General features: G+C 75.4%; 20 protein-coding genes. 11 read left to right on the forward strand and 9 right to left on the reverse strand.

All coding sequences use genetic code 11. The annotated features are described in order from the left end of the window. Positions 1–3 precede the first annotated feature (3 nt). On the forward strand, positions 4–1,110 hold the full coding sequence (locus K353_RS32560; protein ID WP_233533981.1) for an acyl-CoA dehydrogenase family protein: 1,107 nt from the start codon (positions 4–6) through the stop codon (positions 1,108–1,110). A 33-nt stretch (positions 1,111–1,143) separates the two neighbouring features. Here K353_RS32560 and K353_RS32565 read toward each other — a convergent pair whose 3' ends face one another. Beyond that, entirely contained in the window at positions 1,144–1,614 is a 471-nt protein-coding gene (locus K353_RS32565; RefSeq protein WP_111557088.1) for a serine O-acetyltransferase, read from the reverse strand. Positions 1,615–1,734: 120 nt separating this feature from the next. Then, the gene (locus K353_RS32570; RefSeq protein WP_111557089.1) at positions 1,735–3,063 is read right to left on the reverse strand and encodes an LCP family protein; all 1,329 of its coding nucleotides are present in this window, start codon (positions 3,061–3,063) and stop codon (positions 1,735–1,737) included. Between the two features lie 343 nt (positions 3,064–3,406). Between K353_RS32570 and ssuE the strand changes: the two genes are divergently transcribed. From ssuE to K353_RS32585, 3 genes are all read left to right on the forward strand, one after another. After that, a complete protein-coding gene (gene ssuE, locus K353_RS32575; RefSeq protein WP_111557090.1) occupies positions 3,407–3,961 on the forward strand; it encodes an NADPH-dependent FMN reductase in 555 nt (184 codons plus the stop codon). A 291-nt stretch (positions 3,962–4,252) separates the two neighbouring features. After that, positions 4,253–5,038 (forward strand): ABC transporter ATP-binding protein, encoded by a 786-nt coding sequence (locus K353_RS32580; RefSeq protein ID WP_199528317.1) that lies wholly within the window; start codon positions 4,253–4,255, stop codon positions 5,036–5,038. 16 nt (positions 5,039–5,054) lie between these two features. Continuing rightward, a complete protein-coding gene (locus tag K353_RS32585) occupies positions 5,055–7,613 on the forward strand; it encodes an ABC transporter permease (protein WP_111557091.1) in 2,559 nt (852 codons plus the stop codon). Positions 7,614–7,683: 70 nt separating this feature from the next. Here K353_RS32585 and K353_RS32590 read toward each other — a convergent pair whose 3' ends face one another. Beyond that, entirely contained in the window at positions 7,684–9,261 is a 1,578-nt protein-coding gene (locus K353_RS32590; protein WP_111557092.1) for an LCP family protein, read from the reverse strand. Positions 9,262–9,365: 104 nt separating this feature from the next. Here K353_RS32590 and K353_RS32595 point away from each other — a divergent pair, with 104 nt between their 5' ends. After that, complete coding sequence (locus K353_RS32595) at positions 9,366–10,406, forward strand: glycosyltransferase family 2 protein (protein ID WP_111557093.1); 1,041 nt, start codon at positions 9,366–9,368, stop codon at positions 10,404–10,406. Positions 10,407–10,471: 65 nt separating this feature from the next. Further along, the gene (locus tag K353_RS32600; protein ID WP_111557094.1) at positions 10,472–11,077 is read left to right on the forward strand and encodes an acyltransferase; all 606 of its coding nucleotides are present in this window, start codon (positions 10,472–10,474) and stop codon (positions 11,075–11,077) included. Positions 11,078–11,256: 179 nt separating this feature from the next. On the opposite strand, the gene K353_RS32605 is transcribed toward K353_RS32600, so the two are convergent. Both K353_RS32605 and K353_RS32610 read right to left on the reverse strand, forming a co-directional pair. Then, positions 11,257–13,029: an LCP family protein gene (locus K353_RS32605; protein WP_111557095.1), complete on the reverse strand. Its 1,773-nt coding sequence runs from the start codon at positions 13,027–13,029 to the stop codon at positions 11,257–11,259. A gap of 181 nt (positions 13,030–13,210) precedes the next feature. Next, the gene (locus tag K353_RS32610) at positions 13,211–13,999 is read right to left on the reverse strand and encodes a TIGR03089 family protein (RefSeq protein ID WP_111557096.1); all 789 of its coding nucleotides are present in this window, start codon (positions 13,997–13,999) and stop codon (positions 13,211–13,213) included. A gap of 115 nt (positions 14,000–14,114) precedes the next feature. Here K353_RS32610 and K353_RS32615 point away from each other — a divergent pair, with 115 nt between their 5' ends. Next, positions 14,115–15,029 (forward strand): DNA-3-methyladenine glycosylase, encoded by a 915-nt coding sequence (locus K353_RS32615; protein ID WP_111557097.1) that lies wholly within the window; start codon positions 14,115–14,117, stop codon positions 15,027–15,029. Between the two features lie 33 nt (positions 15,030–15,062). On the opposite strand, the gene K353_RS32620 is transcribed toward K353_RS32615, so the two are convergent. From K353_RS32620 to K353_RS32630, 3 genes are read right to left on the reverse strand one after another with little or no spacing between them, the layout of a single operon-like run. Next, complete coding sequence (locus tag K353_RS32620; protein WP_111557098.1) at positions 15,063–16,376, reverse strand: coenzyme F420-0:L-glutamate ligase; 1,314 nt, start codon at positions 16,374–16,376, stop codon at positions 15,063–15,065. Then, positions 16,373–17,389, reverse strand: a complete 1,017-nt coding sequence (gene cofD / locus K353_RS32625; RefSeq protein WP_111557099.1) for a 2-phospho-L-lactate transferase — start codon at positions 17,387–17,389, stop codon at positions 16,373–16,375. The genes K353_RS32620 and cofD overlap by 4 nt, the downstream gene beginning before the upstream one ends. Positions 17,390–17,409: 20 nt before the next feature. After that, positions 17,410–18,051, reverse strand: a complete 642-nt coding sequence (locus K353_RS32630; RefSeq protein ID WP_370447696.1) for a cysteine dioxygenase family protein — start codon at positions 18,049–18,051, stop codon at positions 17,410–17,412. A 621-nt stretch (positions 18,052–18,672) separates the two neighbouring features. On the opposite strand from K353_RS32630, the gene K353_RS32640 reads away from it, so the two are divergent. The 3 genes from K353_RS32640 (at position 18,673) to K353_RS32650 (ending at position 24,695) form a co-directional block, all read left to right on the forward strand. Then, the gene (locus K353_RS32640; protein ID WP_014136066.1) at positions 18,673–18,945 is read left to right on the forward strand and encodes a WhiB family transcriptional regulator; all 273 of its coding nucleotides are present in this window, start codon (positions 18,673–18,675) and stop codon (positions 18,943–18,945) included. Positions 18,946–19,170: 225 nt separating this feature from the next. Further along, the gene (locus K353_RS37055; protein WP_111557102.1) at positions 19,171–23,046 is read left to right on the forward strand and encodes a glycosyltransferase family 2 protein; all 3,876 of its coding nucleotides are present in this window, start codon (positions 19,171–19,173) and stop codon (positions 23,044–23,046) included. 5 nt (positions 23,047–23,051) lie between these two features. Next, positions 23,052–24,695 carry a DUF5719 family protein gene (locus tag K353_RS32650; RefSeq protein ID WP_111557103.1) on the forward strand — a complete coding sequence of 548 codons (1,644 nt, stop codon included), beginning with the start codon at positions 23,052–23,054 and terminating at the stop codon, positions 24,693–24,695. A 27-nt stretch (positions 24,696–24,722) separates the two neighbouring features. Here the strand turns inward: K353_RS32650 and K353_RS32655 are convergent, their stop codons facing one another. Next, on the reverse strand, positions 24,723–25,169 hold the full coding sequence (locus K353_RS32655) for a metallopeptidase family protein (protein ID WP_100838009.1): 447 nt from the start codon (positions 25,167–25,169) through the stop codon (positions 24,723–24,725). Positions 25,170–25,203: 34 nt separating this feature from the next. Here K353_RS32655 and K353_RS32660 point away from each other — a divergent pair, with 34 nt between their 5' ends. Then, a complete protein-coding gene (locus K353_RS32660; protein WP_111557104.1) occupies positions 25,204–25,662 on the forward strand; it encodes a DUF3499 domain-containing protein in 459 nt (152 codons plus the stop codon). Positions 25,663–25,666 lie beyond the last annotated feature (4 nt).

A 25,666-nucleotide genomic window follows, 5' to 3' on the forward strand; every position in this document is an offset into this window, starting at 1 on the left:
GTGATGCTCCGGGAGTCGGTGCGTGCGCTGGCGGAGGCGAAGATCGCTCCGTTCGCGGCGGCGGTGGACGAGGAGGGGCGTTTCCCGCAGGAGGCGTTGGACGCGTTGCGGGCGGCGGAGCTGCACGCGGTGCACGTGCCGGAGGAGTTCGGTGGTGCGGGGGCGGACGCGTTGGCGACGGTGCTGGTGATCGAGGAGGTGGCGCGGGTGTGCGCGTCGTCGTCGTTGATCCCGGCGGTGAACAAGCTGGGGTCGCTGCCGGTGCAGCTGTCGGGGTCGCGGGAGTTGAAGGCGAAGTACCTGGGGGCGCTGGCGCGCGGCGAGGGGATGTTCTCGTACTGCCTCTCGGAGCCGGAGGCGGGTTCGGACGCGGCGGGGATGCGGACGCGGGCGGTGCGCGACGGGGACTTCTGGGTGCTGAACGGGGTGAAGCGGTGGATCACCAACGCGGGGGTGTCGGAGTTCTACACGGTGATGGCGGTGACCGATCCGGAGAAGCGTTCCAAGGGGATCTCGGCGTTCGTGGTGGAGAAGGGCGACGCGGGCGTCTCGTTCGGGGCGCCGGAGAAGAAGCTGGGGATCAAGGGCTCGCCGACGCGTGAGGTGTACTTCGACGACGTGCGCATCCCGGCGGAGCGGATGATCGGCGCGGAGGGCACGGGCTTCGCCACGGCGATGCGCACGCTGGACCACACCCGGGTCACCATCGCGGCGCAGGCGCTGGGCATCGCGCAGGGCGCGCTGGACTACGCCAAGGGCTACGTGAAGGAGCGGCGGCAGTTCGGCAAGCCGATCGGCGACTTCCAGGGCGTGCAGTTCATGCTGGCCGACATGGCGATGAAGCTGGAGGCGGCCCGGCAGCTCACCTACGCGGCGGCGGCCAAGTCCCAGCGCTCGGACGGCGACCTGACGTTCTTCGGGGCGGCGGCCAAGTGCTACGCGTCGGACGCGGCGATGGAGATCACGGTGGACGCGGTGCAGCTGCTGGGGGGGTACGGGTACACCCGGGACTACCCGGTGGAGCGGATGATGCGGGACGCGAAGATCACCCAGATCTACGAGGGCACCAACCAGGTCCAGCGCATCGTCATGGCCCGCAACCTCCCCTGACCGGAGGGTTCCGCCCGGCGCGGACCGGCGGCCTCAGGACCGCGGGTCCGCGCCGGCCTGCTCGTGCACCCGCTGCCGCTCGCCGACCTTCCGGGCCGGGGCGCCGGCCCAGATCTCCCCGGGCCCGGTCGAGCGGGTGAGGACGGCGTTGGCGCCGACGACGGTGTCGGCCCCGACGGTCAGGGTGCCGCTCTTGCAGACGATCTTCGCGCCGGCGCAGACCACCACGCCGTCCTCCAGCACCACCCGCCGCATCGCGGAGAGCTCCTGCGGGACCCACGGGTCGGCCCGGCCGATGGTGACGCCGTTGTAGAGCGTGACGTTCGCGCCCAGCGTGGTGTACGGGTGCAGGACGGTGCCGAAGCCGCGGTGGAAGACCACCAGGCCGGGGCCGATCTCGGCGGCGGCCGGGACCTCCACCCCGTACAGGGCCAGGGCCTCCTGGACCAGGCGGCCGACCAGCCGGCTTCGGCGGCGGTAGATGAGGGAGGTCACCAGCGACATGGCGGACATTGTCCCGCCGGCCGACCCGGCGCGCCGCCGACGACGCGCCCCGCGGCGGCAGTTCGGATTCGCCGTGCGAATTCCGGACGCCGCCCCGGGGCGCTCCCGCTCAGCGGGCGGTCACTTGGTGTCGGGGACGGGGGTGTCGTTCCTCATCGCGTCGAAGACCGCCTTGGACTTCGCCGCGTCCCACTTCACCGCGGACTCGCCGGTGGGGGTGCGGTAGTCGGCGTTGCCGATCGGGACGGTGATCGTCCTGCCGTCGCCGCCGGTGACGCCCTTCATGGCGAGGAACATCGAGCCGAGGTCGCTCAGCCCGGCGTCGTCGTCCACGATCACGGTGTCCAGCCCGGCCGAGACCAGCGGGTAGAAGGTGAACGGGTTGAGCAGGGTGGTCGGCGAGGCGGCCTGCTTGGCGAGGGCGCCGAGGAACTTCTGCTGGTTGCGCATCCGGCCGAGGTCCTGGTCGGCCATCTGGTGGCGCTGCCGGACGAAGGCCAGGGCCTGCTTCCCGTCCAGGGTCTGGGTGCCAGCCTGGAGGTCGAGGCCGGAGTCCTTGTCCTTGACCGGCCGGTCGATGGTCATCTCCACGCCGCCGACGGCGTCCACCAGGCCGACGAACCCGGCGAAGCCGATCTCCGCGTAGTGGTCGATCCGCAGGTCCATGCTGGTCTCGACGGTCTGCACCAGCAGCCGCCCGCCGCCCGCCGCGAAGGCCGCGTTGATCTTGCGGGTGGCGGCCGGGACGGTCTTGCCGCTGCCGGAGGTGTCCTGGTGGGCCGGGATCTGCACCCAGGAGTCGCGCGGGATCGACATCAGGGTGTTCCCGTTGTCCCCGATGTGCAGGATCATCATCGAGTCGCTGCGCTTGCCCTCGGCGGAGCCGGTGTGCAGGTCCTGCTCGTCGGCGTCGGTCAGGCCGGCCCGGCTGTCCGAGCCGACGATCAGCCAGTTGGTGCCCTTGCCGGCCGCCGGCCGGCCCGGGTAGTCGGCCAGCACGTTCTCGTGGTGCAGCTTGCCGTCCGCCCAGAAGTAGGTGCCGATCATGGTGACCAGCAGGGCGAGGACCAGGCCCAGCACCGAGTAGCCGACCACCCGCTTGCGCGAGCGGCGCGGCCGGGCCCCGGGCGCGGCCCCGCCGGGCCGGTCCGTGCCGGGGCCGGGCGGCTGCTGCCCGTACGGGGGCCGGTCACCGCCGTACGGCGGCTGCCCGCCGTGGGCCTGCTGCCCGCCGTACGGCTGCCGCCCCTCGTCGGGGTACCGGCCCGGGCCCGGCGGGCGGCCGGTGCTCGGACGGTCCTGCTGGGCGGGGCGGGAGAGCGGGACGCCCGCGCCGCGCGGATTCAGCTCCGGCGGCAGCGGCGGCTCGCCCGCCGGTCCGCTCCGGCCCCGCGCCGCGTCGCCCTGCCCGTGTGCGCCGCCCCCCGGGCGCTCCTGCCACGTGTTCATGGGGGAAGGATGCCCGAACCGGGGGCCGCGCAGTGGTCGAGGAGCCCCCGCGGGCCCCGTTGTGGCCGTTTTGATGCAGGGCGCGGACCGTTCCGGGCCGTGTTCACCAGGCGGGCACGGCCTTGACCCGCCGAAACCGGGCGTGTTTGCATGACGGCATGGAGCAGCTTCAGGTCCTCACCCGTCGGCGGCACGTCGACCACGGTCGGGTGTCCTGCTCGCTGTGTCGCGGCTGACGCTCCCGCCGCGCGCACTCACCCCAGGCGACCCGCGCCCCCGCCGCCCCTCCTCCCCCCTTCTCCGGCCGCGCCCCGCCCGCGGCCGTACGCCCCGAGGTGACTCCATGGCCGTGATCCTGTCCGTCTCCGGCTCCCCGTCCGCGACCTCCCGCACCACCCGGCTGCTGCGCCACGTCGACCGCCGGCTCACCTCGCACGGCCACCGGGTGCGCGCCCTGGACGTCCGCGCGCTGCCCGCCGCCGCGCTGCTCGCCGCGGACACCTCGGACCCGGCGATAGCCCGGGCCGTCGAGCTGTTCGAGCAGGCCGACGGCGTGGTGGTCGGCACCCCGGTCTACAAGGCCGCCTACTCGGGCCTGCTGAAGGCCCTGCTCGACCTGCTGCCGCAGTACGCGCTGCGCGGCAAGACGGTGCTGCCGCTGGCTACCGGCGGCTCCACCGCGCACGTGCTGGCGGTGGACTACGCGCTGCGGCCGGTGCTGAACTCGATGGGCGCCGGGCACATCACCCAGGGCTGGTTCGTGCTGGACCGGCACATCGGGGTGCGCGAGGACGGCGGCACCGAGCTGGAGCGCGAGACCGAGACGCTGCTGACCCCGGTGGTGGACGCCTTCTCCGCCGCGCTCGCCCCCCGGGTGGAGTTCGCCGCCGCCGGCTGACCCCCCCCCGTCAACGCGCCGCCCCCGCCCGGGGCCCGGACCCTCAGACCGCACCGCGGCACCCCCTAGGGGAGAGGGCCCGGGCCCCGGACGCTTTCCCGGGACGGGGCTCAGCCCGGTGGAGGACGACCGGCCCCGCCCCCGGCTCCTAGCGTGGACCCACCCCCCAGCCCCACCTCCGGAGGTAGGGCTGGCCCCACCCCGAAGACGGATGCCTGCTGGATTCCGCGACCGGTGCGGCGACCGGAAGGCTGGGGGACGACGGGTGGACCCCAGAACGAGGAGCATTCAGTGACCACGGCAGCGAACGCCGCTCAACTCTCACACCTGCCGGAGCAGGCCGCCACGGCCGCCCGGGCCCGGCAGGTCACCAAGGCGTACGGCGCGGGGGAGACCCGGGTGACGGCGCTGGACGCGGTCGACGTGGACATCCAGCGCGGTCGCTTCACCGCGATCATGGGCCCCTCGGGGTCCGGCAAGTCCACGCTGATGCACTGCCTGGCCGGGCTGGACGCCGTCTCCGAGGGGCGGATCTGGATCGGCGACACCGAGATCACCGGGCTGAAGGACAGGCAGCTGACCAAGCTCCGCCGGGACAAGATCGGCTTCGTCTTCCAGGCGTTCAACCTGCTCCCCACGCTGAACGCGGTGGAGAACATCACGCTGCCGATGGACATCGCGGGACGCAAGCCCGACCGGGCCTGGCTGGAGCAGGTGATCGACACCGTCGGCCTGTCCGGCCGGCTCAAGCACCGCCCCGGCCAGCTCTCCGGCGGCCAGCAGCAGCGCGTCGCGGTGGCCCGCGCGCTGGCCGCCCGCCCCGAGATCATCTTCGGCGACGAGCCCACGGGCAACCTGGACTCCCGCTCCGGCGCCGAGGTGCTCGGCTTCCTGCGCCGCTCGGTCGACGAACTCGGCCAGACCATCGTGATGGTGACGCACGACCCGGTCGCCGCCGGCCACGCGGACCGGGTGCTGTTCCTCGCCGACGGCCGGATCGTCGACGAGATGCACAACCCCACCGCCGACACCGTCCTGACCCGCATGCGCCGTTTCGACGGCAAGCGGACCAGCTGAGCCGGGGCCGGACGACATGCTGCTCAAGACCTCGCTGCGGAGCTTCTTCGCCCACAAGTGGCGCCTGGTGCTCTCCCTGCTCGCCGTGGTGCTCTCGGTCGCCTTCGTGGCCGGCACCCTGGTCTTCTACCACACCGCCACCGGCACCTTCGACCGGCTGTTCGCCTCCACCGCCTCCGACCTCTCGGTCTCCCGGGCGGAGGACAAGATGGCCGAGCGCGGCGGCCCCGCCGCGATCCCCACCGTCCCGGTCGAGACCCGGGCGAAGATCGCCGCCGAGCCCGGCGTCAAGGCCGCCCTCGGCCAGGTCATGACCTCCACCGCCACCCTGGTCGACCCGGCCACCCACAAGGTCGTCGGCCCGACCACTGGCGCCCCCACCCTCACCGGCAACTGGACGGACACCCCGCGCAACTCGGTCGACGTCACCTCGGGCCACGTCCCGCAGGGCCCCGACCAGCTCGTGCTGGACGCCGACACCGCCCGGAAGTCCGGCCTCGGCCTCGGCTCCCGGCTGCGGATCGTCTCCGACCGCGGCGACCACGACTTCACCGTCTCCGGCATCGCCACCTTCCGCACCACCAACCCCGGCGCCGCCCTCGCCTTCCTGGACACGCCCACCGCCCAGCAGGTCCTGCTCGGCACCGAGGCGTACACCTCCGTCGAGGTGTTCGGCGACGGCAGCCGCAGCGACGACCAGCTGAAGGCCGCCGCGCTGGCCGACCTCGGCAGCGGCTTCCAGGCCAGGACCGCCGCCGAGCAGCGGGCGGAGAACGCGGCGGACGTCGGCTCCTTCCTCGACTTCATGAAGTACGCGATGCTCGGCTTCGCCGTCCTGGCGGCCGGCGTCGGCGGCTTCCTGATCGTCAACACCTTCTCCATGCTGGTCACCCAGCGGACCAGGGAGATCGGCCTGCTGCGCGCCATCGGCGGCAGCCGCTCCCAGGTCAACCGCTCGGTGCTGACCGAGGGCCTGATCCTCGGCGTGCTCGGCTCCACCCTCGGCATCGGCGCCGGCCTCGGCCTGGCGCTCGGCCTGATCCGGCTGATGAAGGCCGCCGGGATGAACCTGGACGCCGGCGCGCTGGAGGTCACCTGGACGGTGCCCGCCGCGTCCTACGCGGTCGGCGTGCTGGTGACGCTGTTCGCGGCGTTCGTCCCGGCCCGCCGCGCCTCCCGGATCACCCCGATGGCCGCGCTGCTCGACCACGCCGCCCCGGCCGAGCCCCGGGCCGCCCGGGTCCGGACCGCGGTCGGCGCCCTGGTCACGCTGCTCGGCGCCGCCGCCCTGGTGGCCGCCGCCTCCGCCACCGGCGCCACCGGCGGGCTGCTGATCGGCCTCGGCGTGCTCGCCACCCTGATCGGCGCCGTGGTGCTCGGCCCGCTGCTGGTCTCCGGCCTGCTCCGGCTGCTCGGCGGCGCGCTGCCCGCCCTGTTCGGCCCGGCCGGCCGCCTCGCCCAGCGGAACGTGATGCGCAACCCGCGGCGCACCGGCTCCACCGCCGCCGCCCTGATGATCGGCCTGGCCGTGGTGATCGGCGCCTCCGTGGTCACCTCCTCCATGGTCAGTTCGGCCACCGCCCAGATCGACAGGTCCGTCGGCGCCGACTACATCGTGGACGGCGGCCGCTCCGGCCTCACCCCGGCCATGGTCGACGCGGTCGGCCGCACCGCGGGCATCGACCACGTCACCCGGCAGAAGGCCGTCCCGGCGGACCTCACCACCCCCGACGGCACCCGCACCGAGACGGTCCTGATCGCCGCCGACCCGAGCTTCACCCGGGACTTCCGGATGCCGCTCGCGGCCGGCAGCGCCGAGGGCGTCTTCACCGGCGGCCTCTCGGTCGACCAGGAGTTCGCCGACGCGCACCACCTGAGCCCGGGCGACACGATCACCGTCGACTACGGCGAGGGCCGCACCCAGGCCCTCCCGGTCGCCGCCGTCCTGAAGACCGGCAACCAGCTCTTCGACGGGAACTTCTTCACCGGCATCCCCACCGTCTCCGCCGCGCTGGACGGCCGGCTGCCCGCGGACTCCGCGGTGTTCGCCGGGGCCGCGGCCGGGGCCGACAAGGGCGCGGTGCTGGCCGGCCTGCAGAAGTCGCTGGAGTCCTACCCGCAGCTGACGGTCAAGGACCAGGCCGGCTACAAGGACATGATCAGGTCCCAGGTCGACCAACTGCTGTACATGGTCTACGGCCTGCTCGGCCTGACGATTGTGGTCGCCGTGCTCGGCGTGGTCAACACCCTGGCCCTGTCGGTGATCGAGCGCACCCGGGAGATCGGCCTGCTGCGCGCCATCGGGCTCTCCCGCCGCCAGCTGCGCCGGGTGGTCCGGCTCGAATCCGTGGTCATCGCCCTGTTCGGCGCCGTCCTCGGCACCGCGCTCGGCCTCTCCTGGGGCGTCACCGCCCGCTCCGTCCTGGCCGACCAGGGCCTGACCACCCTGACGGTCCCGGTCGGCACCGTGGCCTTCGTCCTGGTCGGCTCGGTGGTCATCGGCCTGGTCGCCGCCCTCGTCCCGGCCTTCCGCGCCGCCCGGATGAACGTGCTGGCCGCCATCGCCTCGGACTGACCCCGGCACACCGCCGCCGCCCGCCCCCGGCTCCCCGGGGGCGGGCGGCGGCGCGCTCCGGCCGGTCGGCTCAGGACGGGCAGCTGATCGCGCTGCCGCTCGCCGCCCCGGCCACCGCCGCCGTCGCGGTCGCCGTCGCTGCCGCCGCCGTGGGGCCGGGCTGCTCGGCGGCGGCGGCCGCTGCGGTGGCCGGGGCGGCAGAGGCGGCCGGGTCCGCCGGGGCGCGGTACGCGCTGCCCGCGACCACCTGGAAGGTCGGCCCCAGGTTCGGGACGGGGACGAGTTCGGCGTCGGGCAGCGCGGCGGCCAGGGTCTTCACCGACTCGTCCCAGCGCGGGTCGTAGCGGATCACCGTCCGGGGGGCGGCCGACCCGCCGCCGGGGGCGTTGGACGGCGTGCCGGTGGTGGCGAAGCCCGCCCGGCGCAGCTCGGCGTCCACCCGGGAGCCCAGCCCCTGGACGCCCGTCCCGTTGAGCACCTGCACCCGGACCTGCTCCGGCGGAACCGTTCCGGCAGCCGGCGGGGCACCCGCCGCCGCCACCGGCGGCGGGACGGCGGCGGGCGCGGCGGGCGCGGCGGCCGGGGCGGCGGAGGCGGCGGCCCCGGTCAGCGGCCGCCCGGCCCGGACCGCCTCGAACAGCGCCGCCGCGCCCTTCTCGTCCCACAGCACGGTGGAGCCCCAGCCCGGCACCTGGTGGTCCACCTCGGACAGCGGCACCGTGGCGAAGTCCGCGTTCGAGGCCGACAGGTCCTTCAACCGGCCCGCGAAGTCCAGCAGTTCGGTGTTGCCCAGCCCCTTGTCGACCTTCACCGAGCGCAGCACGGTCTCCAGCACCCCGGAGAGCTTCGCCGGGTCGAGCAGGGCGCCCCCGGCGGCCCGGTGCAGCAACTGCGCCAGGAACTCCTGCTGGCGGCGCATCCGCCCCAGGTCGGCGGAGCCGTCCACGTGCCGGGCCCGGACGTAGCGCAGCGCCCCCGCGCCGTCCAGCCGGGTGGTGCCGGCCGGCAGGTCCAGCCCCGAGTAGTCGTCCCGCAGCGGCTTGGCGGTGCACACCTCGACGCCGCCCAGGGCGTCCACGGTGGAGACGAAGGCGAGGAAGTTCACCTCGACGTAGTGGTCGATCCGCAGCCCGGTGTTCTGCTCGACGGTGCGCACCGCCAGCGGCGCCCCGCCCATCCCGTACGCCGCGTTGATCTTGCCCTTGGAGGCGGCCACCTGCCGGCCGGTGGCGGGGTCCTGGTGCGCCGGGATGTCCACGTAGGAGTCGCGCGGGACGGAGACCACGGTGGCCCGGCCGCCGTCCGCGGACAGCTGCACCACCATCATGGTGTCGGTGCAGTGGCAGGACTCGCCGCCCGCGTGCAGCACGTCCTTGAGGGTGGACTCCGGGATGCCCGCGCGCTCGTCGGTCCCCACCACCAGGAAGGTCGCGGCGCCGTCGTCCGAGGGCCGGTCCGGGCCGCCGCCGATCGCGTCCACCCGGTCCAGCGAGGAGCCGACGCCGTTCAGCACCGCCCACCCGCCGCACGAGGTGGCCAGCACCGCGAAGGAGAGGGCGCCCGCCGCCCAGCGCCCCCGTCTCCGGCGCCCGGACCGCCGCCCCCCGGTCGGTGCGGGCAGCGGGACGGGCGGGCGCTGGTGGGGCATCTTCCGCATGCTAGGCGGGTCGGACGGGTGCGCCCGGACGGCGCGCCGGACGGGGGAGGACCCCGTCTGACAGGCACGGGGCCGCGCCGGTACGCTCGGGCACGATGAACACCAAGGCTGCTGAGGAGCTGCCGGCGGTCTCCGTGATCATGCCGGTGCTCAACGAGGAACGTCACCTGCGCACCGCCGTCCGCCGCATCCTGGAACAGGAGTACGGCGGTGAGCTGGAGGTGGTGATCGCGCTGGGCCCGTCCGGGGACCGGACCGACGAGATCGCCGCCGAACTCGCCGCGGCCGACCCGCGGGTGCGCACCGTCCCCAACCCCACCGGCCGCACCCCGGCGGGCCTGAACGCGGCGATCCGGGCCAGCCGCCACCCGGTGGTCGTCCGGGTGGACGGCCACGGCCTGCTGACGCCGGGTTACATCGCCACCGCCGTCCGGCTGCTCGACGAGATGGACGCCGCCAACGTCGGCGGCGTCATGCACGCCGAGGGCGAGACCGACTGGGAGCACGCCGTCGCCGCCGCGATGACCTCCAAGGTCGGCGTCGGCAACGCGGCCTTCCACACCGGCGGCCTGGCCGGCCCGGCCGACACCGTCTACCTCGGGGTGTTCCGCCGCGCGGTGCTGGAGCGGCAGGGCGGCTACAACGAGGAGTTCGTCCGCGCCCAGGACTGGGAGCTCAACTACCGCATCCGGCAGTCCGGCGGCCTGGTCTGGTTCACCCCCCAGCTGCGGGTCACCTACCGGCCCCGGCCGACCATGCGCGCCCTGGCCAAGCAGTACCGGGACTACGGCCGCTGGCGCCGGGTGGTCACCCGCTACCACCGCGGCTCGGTCAACCTGCGCTACCTGGCCCCGCCGGCCGCCCTGCTCGGCGTGCTGGCCGGCCTGCTGCTCGGCATCGCGCTGCACCCGGCGTTCCTGGCCCTCCCGGTCGGCTACCTCGCGGTGATCGCCTACGGCTGCCTGCGCGGCCCCCGGATGCCGTTCAAGGCCCGCCTGCTCCACCCGTTCGCCCTCGCCACCATGCACATGAGCTGGGGCTTCGGCTTCCTCACCTCCCCGCGCAAGCTGGCCCGCCGGGTGATCGCCTCCACCCCGCCCGCCCCGATCGACCCGGTCACCACCCCGGGCCCGTGACGCCCCGCGCCGGACGGTCCCCGGAACACCGGACGGGGGCCGTCCGCCCGCGCTAGGGTCGCGCCATGACGAGCAGCGCCCCCCGGATCGAGGCCACCGCCGACGTCGACCCGCGCGCCGTGATCGGCCCCGGCAGCACCGTCTGGCACCTCGCCCAGGTCCGCGAGGACGCCGAGATCGGCGCCGAGTGCATCATCGGCCGCGGCGCGTACGTCGGCCCCGGCGTGAAGCTCGGCGACCGGGTCAAACTGCAGAACCACGCCCTGGTGTACGAGCCCGCGGTGCTGGAGGACGGCGTCTTCGTCGGCCCCGCCGCCGTCCTCACCAACGACCTCTACCCGCGCTCCGTCGACCCCGACGGCCGGCTCAAGCGCGGCGAGGACTGGCACGCCCGCGGCGTCACCCTCCGCGAGGGCTGCTCGGTCGGCGGACGCGCCGTCCTGGTCGCCGGCGTCACCGTCGGCCGCTGGGCCCTGGTCGCCGCCGGAGCCGTGGTCCACCGCGACGTCCCCGACTTCGCCCTGGTGGCCGGCGTCCCCGCCCGCCGGATCAAATGGGTCGGCCGGGCCGGCGAACCGCTCACCCCCGACGGCCCCGGCCGCTGGCGCTGCCCGCGCACCGGCGAGACCTACACCGAGACCGCCCCCGACACCCTCGCCCCGGACGCGTAGCGCCCCGCCACCCGGCCCCGCCCGGAGACCGGGGAACGGCGGGCCGGTGCCGCCGCGCGCCGGACGCCACCGGAGGGCCCGGGCCGCCGGGGGCCGGTGCGAACGGGAACCCGCAGCGGAACGCCCAGGCCCCGGCACCCGCGGCGGCCCCGGGCCCGCCGTCCCCCCCCGACCGCGCGTCACTTCGCCTTCGCGGCGCAGACGTTGGTGTCGTCCGCCTGCACCCGCTGGATGTCCTTGGGCGCCTCGGTCGGCGCCGCCGACGCCGCGCCGCCCGCGCCGGTGAAGTCCTTGCCGAGCACCACGACGACGCCGTCCTTCGCGCCGAGCCGGCTACCGGGCTGCACCGCCGCCTCGGGCAGTCCGAGGGCCGCGGCCACTGCCCGGGCCTCGTCCTCGTGCCCGGCCGGGTAGCTGACCGCGCTGCTCGCCGCCGCGTCCGCGTTGCTGCCCGCGACGGCCAGCTCGAAGCCCTTGGACTGGAGCGCGGCGGCGGCCTTGCTCGCCTGGCCGGCGGTGCCGCTGCCGTTGCGGACGGTGACCTTGACGCCCGCCGCGTCGACCCCGGGCGCGGCGGGGGCGGAGGAGGAGGCCGGGGCGGCCGGCTCGGGGGCGGCGCTCTGCTGCGGGACGTCGGTCAGCGAGCGGTCCGCGGCGATCATGGCGAACAGCTGCTGGGCGTCGTTCGGCTTGAGGACCAGCCGGTTGCTGTCCGTCGGGTCGTCGAGCACCGGCACCGTGGTGAAGGTGATGTTCCTGGTGTCGACCCGGGAGATGTCGAGCGCCAGGTCCTTCAGCTTGTTGACGCTGCCGATCCCGTCGTCGACGGTCAGCGCCTTGGTGGCGGCGTCGGCCAGGTCCCACAGCTTGCCGGGGTTGGTCAGGGTGTCGCTGCTCTTCATCTTGCGGATCATCGAGGAGATGAACTGCTGCTGCAGCGGGATGCGGGTCAGGTCGCCGCCCAGCCCCACCGCGTGCCGGGTGCGGACGAAGGCCAGCGCCTCCTCGCCCTGCACCACGTGCCGGCCCGCGGTCATCTTCAGGTGCGAGTACGGGTCGTCGATGTCGGTCGAGGCGCACACCTCGACCCCGCCGACGGCGGTCGAAAGCGTCTTCACCGCCTCGAAGTTGACCATCATGAAGTGGTTGATCCGGACGCCGGTCAGCTTCTCGACGGTCTTCCAGGTGCAGCCGGGGTCGCGGCCGTCCTGGCCCAGGCTGGTGTTGAACATCGCCCGGGCCTCGCCGGGGATGCTCCTGTCGCCCGCCTTGCAGTCCGGGACGGAGACCATCAGGTCGCGCGGGATGGACAGCACCGTCGCGTTCGAGCGGTCCTTGGAGATGTGGAACAGCAGCGTGGTGTCCGCGTGCCCGGCCGAGCCCTCGTCGCCGTACTCCCGGCCGAGGCCGGCCCGGCTGTCGGTGCCGATCACCAGGATGTTCAGCGCGTCGGTCGCCTGCGGGCGCTCCGACTCCTCGCCGACCTGGACCTTCACCGAGGAGATGTTGCCGTTGAAGTGCTGGTAGACGTAGTACGCGCCGCCGCAGCCCGCGACCAGCACCAGGCCCAGCGAGCCCGCGGTCCACTTCAGGACCCGCCGCCCGCGCGAGGAGCGGCCCTTGCGCCGGGCCGCCCGCCCGCCGGGCACCGCCGTCGCGCCACCGGCCGTCGCGCCGCCGCGTTCGCCGCCACCAGCCGCCGCGCTGCCGGTCGCCGGGCCGCCACGGGCCGCCGCGCCGCCGCCCGCCGCCGCGCTCCGGCGGGCGCCCGCCGGGCGGGCCGCACCGCCGCCTCCCACCGCACCGCCGCGTTCGGCGCCGGCCGGTCGGCCCGCGTCCAGGTCGAGCCGGAACTCGCCGGTCGCCGGGTCGAGCACCCACTGGTCGGCGGGGTCGACGCCGGGCGGGGTCGAGTCCGCCGAGTCGCCCCGGTTCCGGTGTCCGCTGTTCATCCCGGACACCCTAGACGAGCCCGGCCGCCGAACCGTCCACGCTGTGATGCCCGTCACCCGGCGAAAGGGTGGAAAACGGCGGCGGCGCGCCCCGTCCGGCCGGTTCCGCCGGGCGGAGCGCGCCGTCGCCGCACTCCACTGCCATCGCCCCAGGACTACCCGCCCCGGCGGGCCGGGGACCTCACCCGAGGCGCAGAGTCACCCGTTCGGAGTCGATCCGGCTCTGCCACTGGTCCTCCGTCAACCGCTCGGAGTTGCGGCACAGGACGACCGACGCGCCCGCCGCCAGCGGCGCCAGCAGGCCCGCCTCCAGGCCCGTCCAGTCGTCGAACGACAGCGTGGACAGCACCCGGCTGCCGCTGTCCAGGCCCAGCCGGGCCGCGCCCTCCCGGGCCAGCGCCACGGCCTGCTCGCCGGTCAGTTTCAGCGGCAGTCCGTCCACCACCGTCTCCAGCGCCACCGCCTGCGGGTCCACCGGCGAGTAGGGGGCGAACCGGTCGCCCTGCCCGGGCACCTCCGCCGCGTAGTCCAGGAACCCGTCCGGCCGCTGCGGGAACCGCCCGCCCAGCGGGCGCAGTGCCAGCGCCACCCGCTCGCCCGGGCACTCCTGCGCCGCCGCCAGCCCGTCCGGCCCGGAGACCACCAGCTCGGCGTCCTTCGGCTCGCCCCGCGGCACCGCCACCACGCCCACCGACCAGCACGCCAGCAGCCACACCGCGCTCTGCCAGTGCGCCGGCAGCAGCAGCGCCGCCCGGTCGTCCGGCGAGGCGTTCAACTCGTCCTGCAACAGGTTGGCCGTCTTCGCCACCCAGTTGTCGAAGGTCTTCGCCGACAGCTCCACCCGTTCCCCGGTCGAGTCGTCGTAGAAGGTCACCAACGGGCGGGACGGGTCGGCAGCGGACCCCGGGCGCAGGAAGGCCTGCAGCAGCTCGGCGGGGGTGCGGGCGTCGGCAGCGAAAGGCGCAGTCATGGTGCGCCCCAGCCTACGTCCTGCCCCCCGCCGGACGGGAGGGTGTCCGGCCCGTCGGACCGCCGCGTCGCGTTACGCTCGCCCCTGCCCCGCAGCCGACCCCGAGGACGTACCGATGCCCGCCCAGACCCGGAAGTGGCGGCCCGGCTACCCCCTCGACCTCGGCCGCACCCTCTTCCCGCTCCAGCGCGGCACCGGCGACCCGGCCTTCCGGCGCACCCCCGACGGCGCCGTCTGGCGCGCCTCCCGCACCCCGGACGGGCCCGGCACCCTGCGCGTCCTCCAGCGCGCCGACGGCGTCGACGCCACCGGCTGGGGCCCCGGCGGCGGCTGGCTGCTCGAACAGCTCCCCGCCCTGCTCGGCGCCGAGGACGACCCGGCCGGGCTCGCCCTCCCGCCCGGGCCGCTGCGCGAGGCCCAACGCTCCTGCCCCGGGCTCCGGTTGACCCGCACCGGTCTGGTCATGGAGTCGCTCGTCCCGGCGATCCTGGAGCAGCGGGTCACCACCGTGGAGGCCTACCGCGCCTGGCGCACCCTGCTGCACGACCACGGCACCCCGGCCCCCGGCCCCGCCGCCGACCTCGGCATGCGGACCGTCCCCTCGGCCCGCGACTGGACCCTCGTCCCCAGCTGGGCCTGGCACCGGGCCGGGGTCGACCCCAAGCGCTCGGCCACCGTGCTGCGCGCCGCCCGCCTCGCCGCCCGCCTCGAACAGGCCGCGGCGATGCCCCCGGCGGACGCCTTCGCCCGGCTCACCGCCGTCCCCGGCGTCGGCCCGTGGACCGCCGCCGAGACGCTCCAGCGCAGCAACGGCGACGCCGACGCGGTCTCGGTCGGCGACTTCCACCTCCCGCACACCGTCGGCTGGGCGCTGGCCGGCCGCCCCCGCAGCGACGACGCCCAGATGCTCGCCCTGCTGGAGCCCTACCGCCCGCACCGCCACCGCCTGTGCCGCATCCTCCCGCTCACCGGCGCCCGCCCCCCGAAGTACGGCCCCCGGCTGGCCCCCAACGACCACCGCCGGCGGTAGGGCGGCTGTCCGGGGGAGGCGGCCGGGGCCCGGCTAGCGCACGGTCAGGAACGCCTCCGGGTCCCGCTCCTGACGCTCCCTCGGGGCCTCCGCCGCCCGGCCGACCGCGACCGCGCCCATCGGGTCCCAGCCCGCCGGGAGGTCGAGCGCGCCGCGGACGGTGTCGCGGCAGAACATCGTGGAGGACACCCAGGCCGAGCCGTACCCCTCGCCGGCCAGGGCGACCAGCAGGTTCTGGACGGCCGCGCCGGCCGCCACCACGAACATCTCCCGCTCGGCGGCGGCCCGCCGCTCGTCCGGGTAGTCGTGGGAGCCGTCCGTCACCAGGCACGGGACGACCACGTACGGTGCGCCGCGCAGCACTTCGCCGCGCGCGGTGCGCCGCGCGACGCGCTCCTCGCTCCAGCCGTCGAGCTCCCGCAGGTCGCGCCGCCAGGCGTCGAGCATGGCGTCCAGCAGCCGGGTGCGGGCGTCCGCCGATTCGAGCAGGACGAACCGCCAGGGCGTGGTGTGGTGCGGGGCGGGGGCGGTGACCGCGGCGGCCACGGCCCGGCGCACCGCGCCGCCGTCGACCGGCTCGTCGGTGAAGGCGCGCACCGTCCGCCGGAGGGTGACCGCCGCGCGGACGGCCTCCGAGGTGCCGAGGCGGAACATGTCCTGCTCGGCGGGGCGGATCAGCGGGCGGGTGCCCTCCCCGTCCGCCGCGGTGACCAGGCCGTCCAGGCCGCGGACGATCGCCACCGGGGTGCCGGTGGCCTTGCCCTTGACCAGGTCGGCGGCGGCGGCGAGTTCGTCGGCGGTGGCGGTGACGGTCAGCCGCAGCTCGTTGCCGTGGCTGTCGACCCGGCCGCGGTGGTCCTCCAGCACGGGCAGCCCGGCGGCGCCGATCGCGACGTCGGTGAGCCCGTTGCGCCAGGGCCGGCCGAAGGTGTCGGTGACCAGCACGGCCAGCCGCCGCCCGGTCAGCTCCTGGAGCCGGGCGCGCAGCCGGCGGGCCGAGCCGTCCGGGTCGACCGGCAGCAGCAGGACCGTCCCGGGCGCGGTGTTGGACGTGTCGACACCGGCCGCGGCCATCACCAGGCCGTTGCGGTTCTCGACGATCCGGGCCGGGCCGCGCCGGGCCACCACCCGGACGGTCTCGGCGTCGATCGCGGCCTCCCGGTCGTCGGCGCGCACCAGCCTGCCCTCGGCCTTGGAGACCACCTTGGAGGTGACCACCACGACGTCGCCGTCCTCGAACCGGCCCGCCTTGGCGATCAGTTCGGCGAGGTCGTCGCCCGCCGCGATCTCCGGCAGCCCGGCGACCGGCAGCACCCGCAGCCCCTCGCCGCCGACGCCCCCGCTCATTCGGCGGCCCCGGTGGCCCCGGCGGCCCCGGTGGCCCCGGCGACCTCGGCGACCTCGGCGGCCAGCGCCAGCGCGGCGCGCGCCATCTCGGCGGTGGCCTCGACCGAGCTCATCAGCAGCGGCACGGCCCGGCAGGCGATCCCGGCGGTCGCCACCTCGTCCACGGCGGCGGCGTCGGAGGTGTCCACCAGCCAGCCGTCCAGCAGCCCGCCGTCGCGGCGCGCGCCGTAGTGCCGGGCGACGGCCGCCGCGGTGGTCCGCACGCCGACGGCGGCGAGCACCTTGTCGGCCATGCCGCGCACCGGCGCGCCGCCGACGATGGGGGAGAGGCCGACCACGGGGGCGCTCGCGCCGGCGACCGCCTCGCGGATGCCGGGGACGGCCAGGATGGTGCCGATCGAGACCACCGGGTTGGACGGCGGCAGCAGCACCAGGTCGGCCTCGGCGATCGCCTCCAGCACGCCGGGCGCGGGCTTCGCGCTCTCGGCGCCGACCGGGACGATCGCCTCGGCGGCGACGGCGGCGTGCAGCCGGACCCAGTACTCCTGGAAGTGCACCACCCGCGGCCCCTCCGCGTCGGTGATCCGGACGTGGGTCTCGACCCGGTCGTCGCTCATCGGCAGCAGCCGCACGCCGGGCTGCCAGCGGTCGCACAGCGCCTCGGTGACGGCGGACAGCGGGTACCCGGCGGCCAGCATCCGGGTCCGGACGATGTGGGTGGCGAAGTCCCGGTCGCCGAGCCCGAACCACTCGGGCCCGACGCCGTACGCCTTCATCTCCTCCTTGATCGACCAGGTCTCGTCGGTGCGGCCCCAGCCCTGTCCCTCGTGGATGCCGCCGCCGAGGGTGTACATCACGGTGTCCAGGTCGGGGCAGACCTTCAGGCCGTAGAGGTGGATGTCGTCCCCGGTGTTCCCGATCACGGTGATCCGGTCCTCGGGGGTCAGGGCCGCCCGCAGTCCGCGCAGGAACCTGGCCCCGCCGATCCCACCCGCCAACGCAGTGATTCGCATGGCCTCATCCTGCCAGCGCGTCAGTGCACCCGGTGACGCTCCTGGTGCGCGGCGGCCTGCTCCGCGGCGGCGGCCGGGTACTGGTTCATCTCGACCAGGCCGGGCGTGTAGAGGTGGACGGAGACCGCGGGCTCCAGCGAGGCGTTGACCATCTCGTGCAGGTAGCCGGTGGAGAACACCCGCAGGCCGCCGGGGGCCAGGGCGCGCGAGCCCTCGCCGCCGGCCGTCAACGAGCGCTCGGAGAGTTCGCCCCGGACGACGGTCATCACGCCGGAGGAGCGGCCGTGGTCGTGGAAGCCGCTGGACTGGCCGGGCAGCCAGCTGAGCAGCCACACCTCGTAGCCGGGGCCGGTCTCCAGCCGGGCGTACCAGCGGGTCAGCGCGTCGTAGCGGACCAGCGGCTCCCAGCGGGCCCGGTCGGCGGCGATCTCGCGCACCAGCCGGGCGTAGCCGCCGAGCGTGGTGGGGTGCGCGGGCAGGTCGGTGCGGGCCAGGTGCGGGAAGGCCAGCGGGTCGCCCGCGATGGACACGTCGCTCAGGCCGTCGGCCCAGCGGGGCGCGGCGGGGGCGGCGGGGGAGGGGTTGGCGGGCGCAGTGGGTGCGGCGGGCGCGGGAAAACGCCCGCGGTCGCGGTTGCGCTTGCGGAGTCGGGGCATTCGCACGGTGACGTCCTCGGGTTCGGCTGCGGAATGGGGATCAGCCGGGGCCGCGAGGACGTTCAAGGGGGACTGTCGCGCGGTCGGCCTCTGTTCCGGGGCGGCGCGCGGTGGGACGCGAGCGCCTAGATACAGCGGAGACAGCGGCGACAACACGAGGAGTTCGCGGCAGCACCGAGGAGCGCCTGGCGGCGCCGGTCGGTGGAGGTGGCCGGGAACTCTGACATGCGGGCAAGCACACCGCAAGCGACCCTCCAGTGTCAAGGCGGGCTGACGGACATTCGGGTCACATCAGCCCTGAACCACCGGATGGGGTGATAAGCGCCCATTAAGGTTTCGAAGCTAAAGGCTCCGGGAAGGGACGCCCTGAGATCGCCCCGGACCGTCCCGGTCGGGAGCGGCGTGCGGCCTGATGGCTGGTCAGGAACCAGGCGTGATGTCCGGGTTGTCCGGATATGTACACTATTCGTAGTGGCTTGGTTCCGGGGAGTGAATCCTCGGCCCAATACCAGAGCTCGGCTTGACTGGGCCAGAGTGACGCAACTGTAATTTCTCTCGTGTCGTTCCGCCGCACCGGCAACGGCAACACCACGGGGACGCCAAGAGGGGCAGAGGAGGCGCGCCAGAATGAGCGAGCTCTTTGAGCTGTTGATCGGTGAGGGCATCGAGGAAGACGAAGAGGAACTCGGCTGGCAGGAGCGCGCGTTGTGCGCCCAGACCGACCCGGAGTCCTTCTTCCCCGAGAAGGGCGGCTCCACCCGGGAGGCCAAGAAGGTCTGCCTGGCGTGCGAGGTCCGGGCCGAGTGCCTGGAGTACGCCCTCGCCAACGACGAGCGGTTCGGCATCTGGGGGGGCCTCTCCGAGCGCGAGCGCCGCCGCCTCAAGAAGAGCGCGGTCTGACTCCCGCAGCACGTCCGGGCACCCGGACACCCGGGCCCGTCCCGGCCCGTGTCGGCGCCTCACCGGTCAGGTGGGGCGCTTTCGCGTTCCCGGCCCCCCGCGGCGACCGGACGCGCTACCCGCTGCACCGTCTCTTCACACCCGCCGGGGAGGATCGCGCCAGCCGGAGCCGTTAGTGTGGTGCGTCATCTGCCGTCAAACCCGAACCGGTGGTCCGCGCACCCGATGACTGTCTACAGCCACCAGAGCGGCTTCTCCGCTGCCAGGCCGCCCGCCTACCCGCGCCACTTGGTCACCGCCGTGATCGTCTCGCACGACGGCGCCCGCTGGCTGCCGCAGGCGCTCGCCGGACTGCTCGGCCAGGACCGGCAGGTCCAGCGGATCCTCGCGGTGGACACCGGCTCCACCGACAACTCGCCCCAGCTGCTCGCCGACACCCTCGGCGACTGGCTCCCCGAGAGCGGCCCGCAGATCCTCGGCCGCCGGGTCGGCTTCGGCCGCGCCGTCGGCGAAGCCGTCGCCGGCAGCCGCCCGCTGCGCCCCGAGGACCTCTCCTACAGCCTCGACCCGTCCGGCTACGACCCGGTCACCGGCGGCTGGGACGACTTCGGCGACCCGCTCGGCGGCGACGACGACCTCGGCCGCGGCGGACCGCGCGAGACCCAGCCGGTCGAGTGGCTCTGGCTGCTGCACGACGACTGCGAACCGCAGACCGACGCCCTGCGCCGCCTGCTCCAGGTCGCCGACTCCACCCCGACCGCCGCCGTGGTCGGCCCCAAGCTCCGCTCCTGGTACGACCGCAGGCAGCTGCTCGAAGTCGGCGTGAGCATCGCCCGCTCCGGCCGCCGCTGGACCGGCCTCGACCGCCGCGAGCAGGACCAGGGCCAGCACGACCAGGTCCGCCCGGTGCTCGCCGTCTCCACCGCCGGCATGCTGGTCCGCCGCGACGTGTTCGAGGAACTCGGCGGATTCGACCGGGCGTTGCCGCTGATGCGGGACGACACCGACTTCTGCTGGCGGGTCAACGCGGCCGGCCACCGCGTCGTGGTCGCCCCCGACGCCGTGCTCCGGCACGCCGAGGCCGCCAGCCGCGAACGCCGCGCCATCGACTGCGCCTCCGCCCACCCGCACCGGGTCGACAAGTCCGGCGCCGTCTACACCCTGCTCGCCAACTCCAAGGGCCTTCTCTTCCCGTACGTCCTGCTCCGGCTGGTCCTCGGCACCCTGCTCCGGGTGGTCGTCAACCTGGTCGGCAAGGACCCCCGGCAGGCCTACGACGAGATCGCCGGCCTCGGCCACGAACTGCTGCGCCTGCCACGGCTGATGGCCGCCCGGGCGCGCCGCCGCCGGACCCGCTCGGTGGACTCGCTGGACGACCGCACGCTGTTCCCCGCCCCCGGCGCCACCGTCCGGCTCGCCGTCGAGAACGTCGTCGGCTCGCTCGGCATCGGCGGCCCCGACGAGTCCGGCGCCGGCCGGCACGGCACGGTCGAGTCCGGCCCCGGCGACGACGACACCGACGACCTGGTGGTCGAACAGTTCGCCCTGCTCAAGAAGCTGGTGCGGCGCCCGGCCCCGGTGCTGTTCGCCGCGCTGCTGCTGTTCGCGCTCGCCGCCTGCCGCGACCTGATCGGCTCCGGCCTCCTCCAGGGCGGCGCCCTGCTCCCCGCCTCGGACGGCGCGGCCGGCCTGTGGGACGTGTACGCCGCGCCCTGGCACGGCATCGGCACCGGCTCCACCGCCGACGGCCCGCCCTACCTCGCGGTGCTCGCGATCCTCTCCTGGGCGCTGTTCGACCACGCCGACCTCGCGCTCACCCTGCTCGTGGTGCTCTCGGTCCCGCTCGCCGCGGTCAGCGCCTACCTGGTCTCCCGCCCGCTGATCGCCTCCAAGGCCGTCCGCGCCTGGGCCAGCGCCACCTACGCGGTGCTGCCCGCCGCCACCGGCGCGCTCGCCCAGGGCCGGATCGGCACCGCGGTGCTCGCCGTGCTGCTGCCCCCGCTGGCCCGCGCCGCCGCCATCACCGCCGGCCTCGGCATCCGCAAGGAGACCGCCGCCAAGGGCGCCCGCCCCGGCTGGCGGTCCGCTTGGATGACCGTGCTGGTGCTCACCGTCAGCACCGCCTTCGTCCCGCTCACCTGGGCCATCGCCGTCCCGCTCTGCCTGGCCGCGCTGCTGCACGCGGTGCTCCGCGGCGGCGCGTTCGGCTCCGGCGCGCAGGCGGTGCGGCTGCTCGGCCTGCGCGTCGTGGTGATCCTCGGGGTGCCGCTGCTGGTGCTCGCCCCCTGGTCGCTCCAGGTCCTCGCCCACCCCTCCCGGCTGCTGCTGGAGGCCGGCGTCCCCGGCTTCAACGGCCCCGCCGCCGACCCGCTCGGCCTGGTCCTGGTCAACCCCGGCGGCGCCGGCACGCCCCCGGTCTGGCTGTCCGCCGGCGTGGTGCTCGCCGCCCTCGCCGCGCTGCTGCGCGCCGACCGCCGCCGCGCCGTGCTGGCCGCCTGGGGCGCCGCCGCCGCCGGGCTGCTGTTCTCGGTCGCGGTGGCCGGCACCGCCGTCACCCCCGCCTCCGGCGGCCCGCAGACCGCCGCCTGGGCCGGCCCCGCCACCCTGCTGGCCGGGGTCGCGCTGCTCGCCGCCGCCGCGATCGGCGCCGACGGCGCCAACACCCGGGTCTCCGGCATCGCCTTCGGCTGGCGCCAGCCGGTCGCCGCCCTGGTGCTCGCCACCGCCGTGCTCGCCCCGGTCGGCACCGCCGTCTGGTGGGCCGTCACCGGCGCCGACGGCCCGCTGCGGCGCGGCAGCGATGCCCAGGTCCCGGCGTTCATCGCCGAGTCCGGCACCACCACCGACCGCTCCCGCACCCTGGTCGTCACCGGCGACGCCGAGGGCACCGCCGTCCGGTACGCGCTGGTGCGCGGCGCCGGCCTGACCACCGGCCAGGCCGAGGGCACCGTGGACAGCGACGCCGACGGGCAGCTCTCCCCGCTCACCGCCAAGCTGCTGGCCGGCTCCGGCGGCGACCTGGCCCGCACCCTGGCCGGGTACGGGATCACCTACGTCGAGGTGAAGGACCCGGTGATCGCCAAGGTCCGCGACGTGCTGGACACCACCCCCGGCGTCACCCGGCTCAGCCTCGACGGCGGCGTCGGCCTGTGGCAGATCACCGGTGCCCCCGGCACCCGGGCGCGGATCACCAGCCCCGGCACCGTCCCGGTGGTCGTCCCGGCCGGCGCGCACGACATCTGGACCACCGTCCCGGCCGGACCGGCCGGCCGGCAGCTCCGGCTGGCCGAACAGGCCGACGGCGGCTGGCAGGCCACCCTGAACGGCAAGCCGCTCAAGGCCGTCACCGTCGACGGCTGGGCCCAGGGCTTCACCCTCCCCGCCGAGGGCGGTCGGCTCGACGTCACCCGCGCCGGTGCCGCCGCCCACACCGCCTGGGTCTGGGGCCGGCTCGCGCTCGGCGCGGTCGTCCTGGTCCTCGCCCTGCCCGGACGCCGCAACACCAACGACGACGACATCCCCGAGGAGGTCGTCGCCGCCCAGGCGCTGGCCGCCCAGGTCCAGGCCCAGGCGCCCGCCCCCGGCAGCCGCCGGGCCCGCCGCCTCGCCGAACGCGGCGAGGGCGAGGACCCGCAGGCCGAGCCCGGCGTCTACACCCCCGGCGTCCCGGCCCAGCAGACCGCCGAGGCCGACCCGGAGCCCTACCGGCCCGAACCCGAGCCGTTCGCCGACCCGTACCAGGCCGACCCGTACCAGGCCGACCCGTACCAGGCCGATCCCTACCAGGCGGACCCGTACCAGGCGGACCCCTACCAGCAGCAGGGCTACCCGTCCGACGGCTACGGCTACGACCACACCCGGCACCAGCCCGTCGGCGCGCCCCCGCAGGGCGACGGCCACGACCAGTACGGCCAGCAGCAGGCGTACGGCTACGACGCCCCGCCCGCCCAGGGCTGGACCGACCCGTACGCCGCCGGCTACCCGCAGCAGGACGAGCAGCAGCAGCAGCCCTGGCTGCCCGAACAGCAGCAGCCCACCACCTACTACGACCCCAACGACCCCTACGGCGGCCCACCGCGGCAGTCCGGGGCGGGGAGCTGACCGCGATGAAGAAGCCCACCCTGAAGGCGCCCAGGCTCAAGGCACCCGACCTGAGCTCCGTGGCCGGCGGCAGCCGCACCGGCCAGTCCCTGCTGGCCGGCGTGGCCGTGCTCGGCCTGGTGTTCGGCATCGCCGAACTGCGCGCCCCGGCCACCTCCGCCGCCACCGGCGGCAAGCGCACCACCGCCCAGGTCGAGCGCGCCGCGCTGGTCTGCCCGCCGCCGATGCAGGGCGTCACCGGCTCCACCACGCTCACCCTGTTCAGCCCCGAGGGCGGCACCGGCAGCACCGGCACCGGCCTGCTCGCCGACGCCACCGCCGACAACGTGCTCGCCGCGCAGAACCCCGCGCAGCCCGCCCCGTCCGCCCCGGCCGCCCCGTCGGACGCCGCCTCCGCCGCGGCCCCGGGCGGACAGCCCTCCGGCAGCCCGGCCGCCGCCGTCGACGCCCGGGTCTCGCTGGCCAAGCCCGGCCTCCCGGCCACCGGCCCCGCCGCCAACGGCGACACCGCCCCCGGCAGCTTCGCGATCGCCACCGGCAACCTCGCCCCCGGCTTCACCGCCACCCAGCTGACCAGCTCCGAGCAGGGCGGCTCCGGCCTGTCCGGCGCCGACTGCCTGCCCTCCGGCACCAGCTTCTGGTTCTCCGGCGCCAGCACCACGGGCAACCGGGTCGACTACGTCACGCTGGTCAACGCCGACAGCGTCACCGCCGTCGTCGACCTGCGGATGTACGGCGACAAGGGCCCGATCGACAACGAACTCGCCGCCAACATCTCGGTCCCCCCCGGCAAGACCGAGACGATGAGCCTCGCCAGCCTCACCAAGGGCCCCGTCGACAACCTCGCCCTGCACGTGGTCACCCGCAGCGGGCGGATCGCCGCCGGCGTCCACGCCATCGACACCGGCAAGGGCAGCGACTGGCTCGAACCCTCCGCCGACCCCGCCGCGAGCGTCGTCATCCCCGGCATCCCCGACGACGTCACCACCGCCCACCTGGTGATCGCCACCGACTCCGCCGACGACGCCGACCTCAAGGTCCAGCTCTCCGGCAAGAACGGCTGGTTCACCCCCGCGGGCAACGAGACCGTGCACGTCAAGGCCGGCATGACCGCCGCCCTCGACTTCCAGTTCACCGAGCAGACCCGCGAGGGCGCCAGCGCCGTCCGGCTCACCCCCACCAGCGACAGCCACCCCACCCCGGTCGTGGCCGGCCTGCGCGTCGACCGCGAGAACAAGGGCAGGACCGAGGCCGCCTGGCTGGCCGGCGGCAACCCGGTCGGCGCCCGCGCCTCCGTCGCCGACAACCGGGCCGGCCAGACCAAGCTGTTCCTCACCGCCACCGACGGCGACGCCAAGGTCAGGGTCACCAGCTCGGCCGGCGCGAGCGGCGGCACCCCGGTCAGCAAGGACGTCGACGTCCCCGCCGGCACCACGGTCGGCGTCGACGGCATCGACCCCGCCGGCGCGAACGGCCCCTACGCGCTGACCCTGCAGACCCTCGGCGGCGGCCCGGTCCTCGCCGCCCGCCAGATCACCGTCCCGGCCAAGGACGTGCCCGCCTTCACCACCCAGCAGTTCCGCGACGACCACGCCACCGTGCAGGTCCCGCAGGTGGCCGCCGACCCCGGGGTCGTGCTCGGCCGGTGAGCCCGGTGGGGCCCCCGCCCGGGGGCCCTACTCCTCGCCGTAGCGCGGATCGATCGCGTCCGGCGAGAGCCCGAGCAGCTCCGCGACCTGCTCGATCAGGATCTCGTGGACCAGCGCGGCCCGGTCCTCCTTGGACTTCGCCCGGATCTCCACCGGCCGCCGGTAGACCATGATCCGGCTGCGCCGCCCCGCCGCGCCCGGAACCGCCCGGCCCAGCGGCACGGTGTCGGGCTCCGGCTCGCCCTTGGCGGGCAGCGGCACCTCCAGCACGGCGAACTCCACGTCCTCCAGCTGGGGCCAGCGCCGCACCAGGCGCTCCATCGACTCCCGGACGTAGTCGTCGAAGAGCTCGGAGCGGGTCAGCGAGATAGGCACCTGCGGCGGGGCCAGCGGCCCGCGCATGCCGCGGCCGTGCCGGTCGCGGTGCTTGCGGCGGCCGGAACCGGGCGGGGACGGGGGTGTCGAGCTGTCCATAGCAGTGTCGAGCGTAGTCCCTGGATGCCCGGAAGTGGACCACTCCAGCACGGCGCGTAACGGCGGGCGGACACGCGAGCCGGGGGCGGGTCTTCGCGGGCCGGTCCCACTTGCGGTACCGTCCACCCTCGTGAGCTCTGTACGTCGTTGTTCGCGCACCGCGTGCGGCCGTCCGGCCGTGGCGACGCTGACGTACGTCTACGCGGACTCCACCGCGGTGCTCGGCCCGCTGGCGACCTACGCGGAACCGCACTGCTACGACCTGTGCGCCGAGCACGCCGAGCGCCTGACCGCCCCCCGCGGCTGGGACGTGGTCCGCCTGGCCGGCGACACCGGCCCGCTGCGGCGCAGCAGCGACGACCTGGAGGCGCTGGCCAACGCGGTCCGCGAGGCAGCCCGCCCGCAGGAGCGCGCGCCGCGTCAGGGACCGCCCCCCGAGGGCGAGTCGGGCCGCCGCGGCCACCTGCGGGTGCTGCGCTCCCCGGAGAGCTGACCCG

The sequence above is a fragment of the Kitasatospora sp. SolWspMP-SS2h genome, assembly GCF_003259315.1.
GTDB lineage: Bacteria > Actinomycetota > Actinomycetes > Streptomycetales > Streptomycetaceae > Kitasatospora > Kitasatospora fiedleri.

Excerpts from the sequence above, each read along its gene's own strand:
- K353_RS32560 (WP_233533981.1), top strand. The coding sequence starts at position 4 with ATGCTCCGGGAGTCGGTGCGTGCGCTGGCGGAGGCGAAGATCGCTCCG.
- K353_RS32565 (WP_111557088.1), bottom strand. The coding sequence starts at position 1,614 with ATGTCGCTGGTGACCTCCCTCATCTACCGCCGCCGAAGCCGGCTGGTC.
- K353_RS32570 (WP_111557089.1), bottom strand. The coding sequence starts at position 3,063 with ATGAACACGTGGCAGGAGCGCCCGGGGGGCGGCGCACACGGGCAGGGC.
- ssuE (WP_111557090.1), top strand. The coding sequence starts at position 3,407 with ATGGCCGTGATCCTGTCCGTCTCCGGCTCCCCGTCCGCGACCTCCCGC.
- K353_RS32585 (WP_111557091.1), top strand. The coding sequence starts at position 5,055 with ATGCTGCTCAAGACCTCGCTGCGGAGCTTCTTCGCCCACAAGTGGCGC.
- K353_RS32590 (WP_111557092.1), bottom strand. The coding sequence starts at position 9,261 with ATGCCCCACCAGCGCCCGCCCGTCCCGCTGCCCGCACCGACCGGGGGG.
- K353_RS32595 (WP_111557093.1), top strand. The coding sequence starts at position 9,366 with ATGAACACCAAGGCTGCTGAGGAGCTGCCGGCGGTCTCCGTGATCATG.
- K353_RS32600 (WP_111557094.1), top strand. The coding sequence starts at position 10,472 with ATGACGAGCAGCGCCCCCCGGATCGAGGCCACCGCCGACGTCGACCCG.
- K353_RS32605 (WP_111557095.1), bottom strand. The coding sequence starts at position 13,029 with ATGAACAGCGGACACCGGAACCGGGGCGACTCGGCGGACTCGACCCCG.
- K353_RS32610 (WP_111557096.1), bottom strand. The coding sequence starts at position 13,999 with ATGACTGCGCCTTTCGCTGCCGACGCCCGCACCCCCGCCGAGCTGCTG.
- K353_RS32615 (WP_111557097.1), top strand. The coding sequence starts at position 14,115 with ATGCCCGCCCAGACCCGGAAGTGGCGGCCCGGCTACCCCCTCGACCTC.
- K353_RS32620 (WP_111557098.1), bottom strand. The coding sequence starts at position 16,376 with ATGAGCGGGGGCGTCGGCGGCGAGGGGCTGCGGGTGCTGCCGGTCGCC.
- cofD (WP_111557099.1), bottom strand. The coding sequence starts at position 17,389 with ATGCGAATCACTGCGTTGGCGGGTGGGATCGGCGGGGCCAGGTTCCTG.
- K353_RS32640 (WP_014136066.1), top strand. The coding sequence starts at position 18,673 with ATGAGCGAGCTCTTTGAGCTGTTGATCGGTGAGGGCATCGAGGAAGAC.
- K353_RS37055 (WP_111557102.1), top strand. The coding sequence starts at position 19,171 with ATGACTGTCTACAGCCACCAGAGCGGCTTCTCCGCTGCCAGGCCGCCC.
- K353_RS32650 (WP_111557103.1), top strand. The coding sequence starts at position 23,052 with ATGAAGAAGCCCACCCTGAAGGCGCCCAGGCTCAAGGCACCCGACCTG.
- K353_RS32655 (WP_100838009.1), bottom strand. The coding sequence starts at position 25,169 with ATGGACAGCTCGACACCCCCGTCCCCGCCCGGTTCCGGCCGCCGCAAG.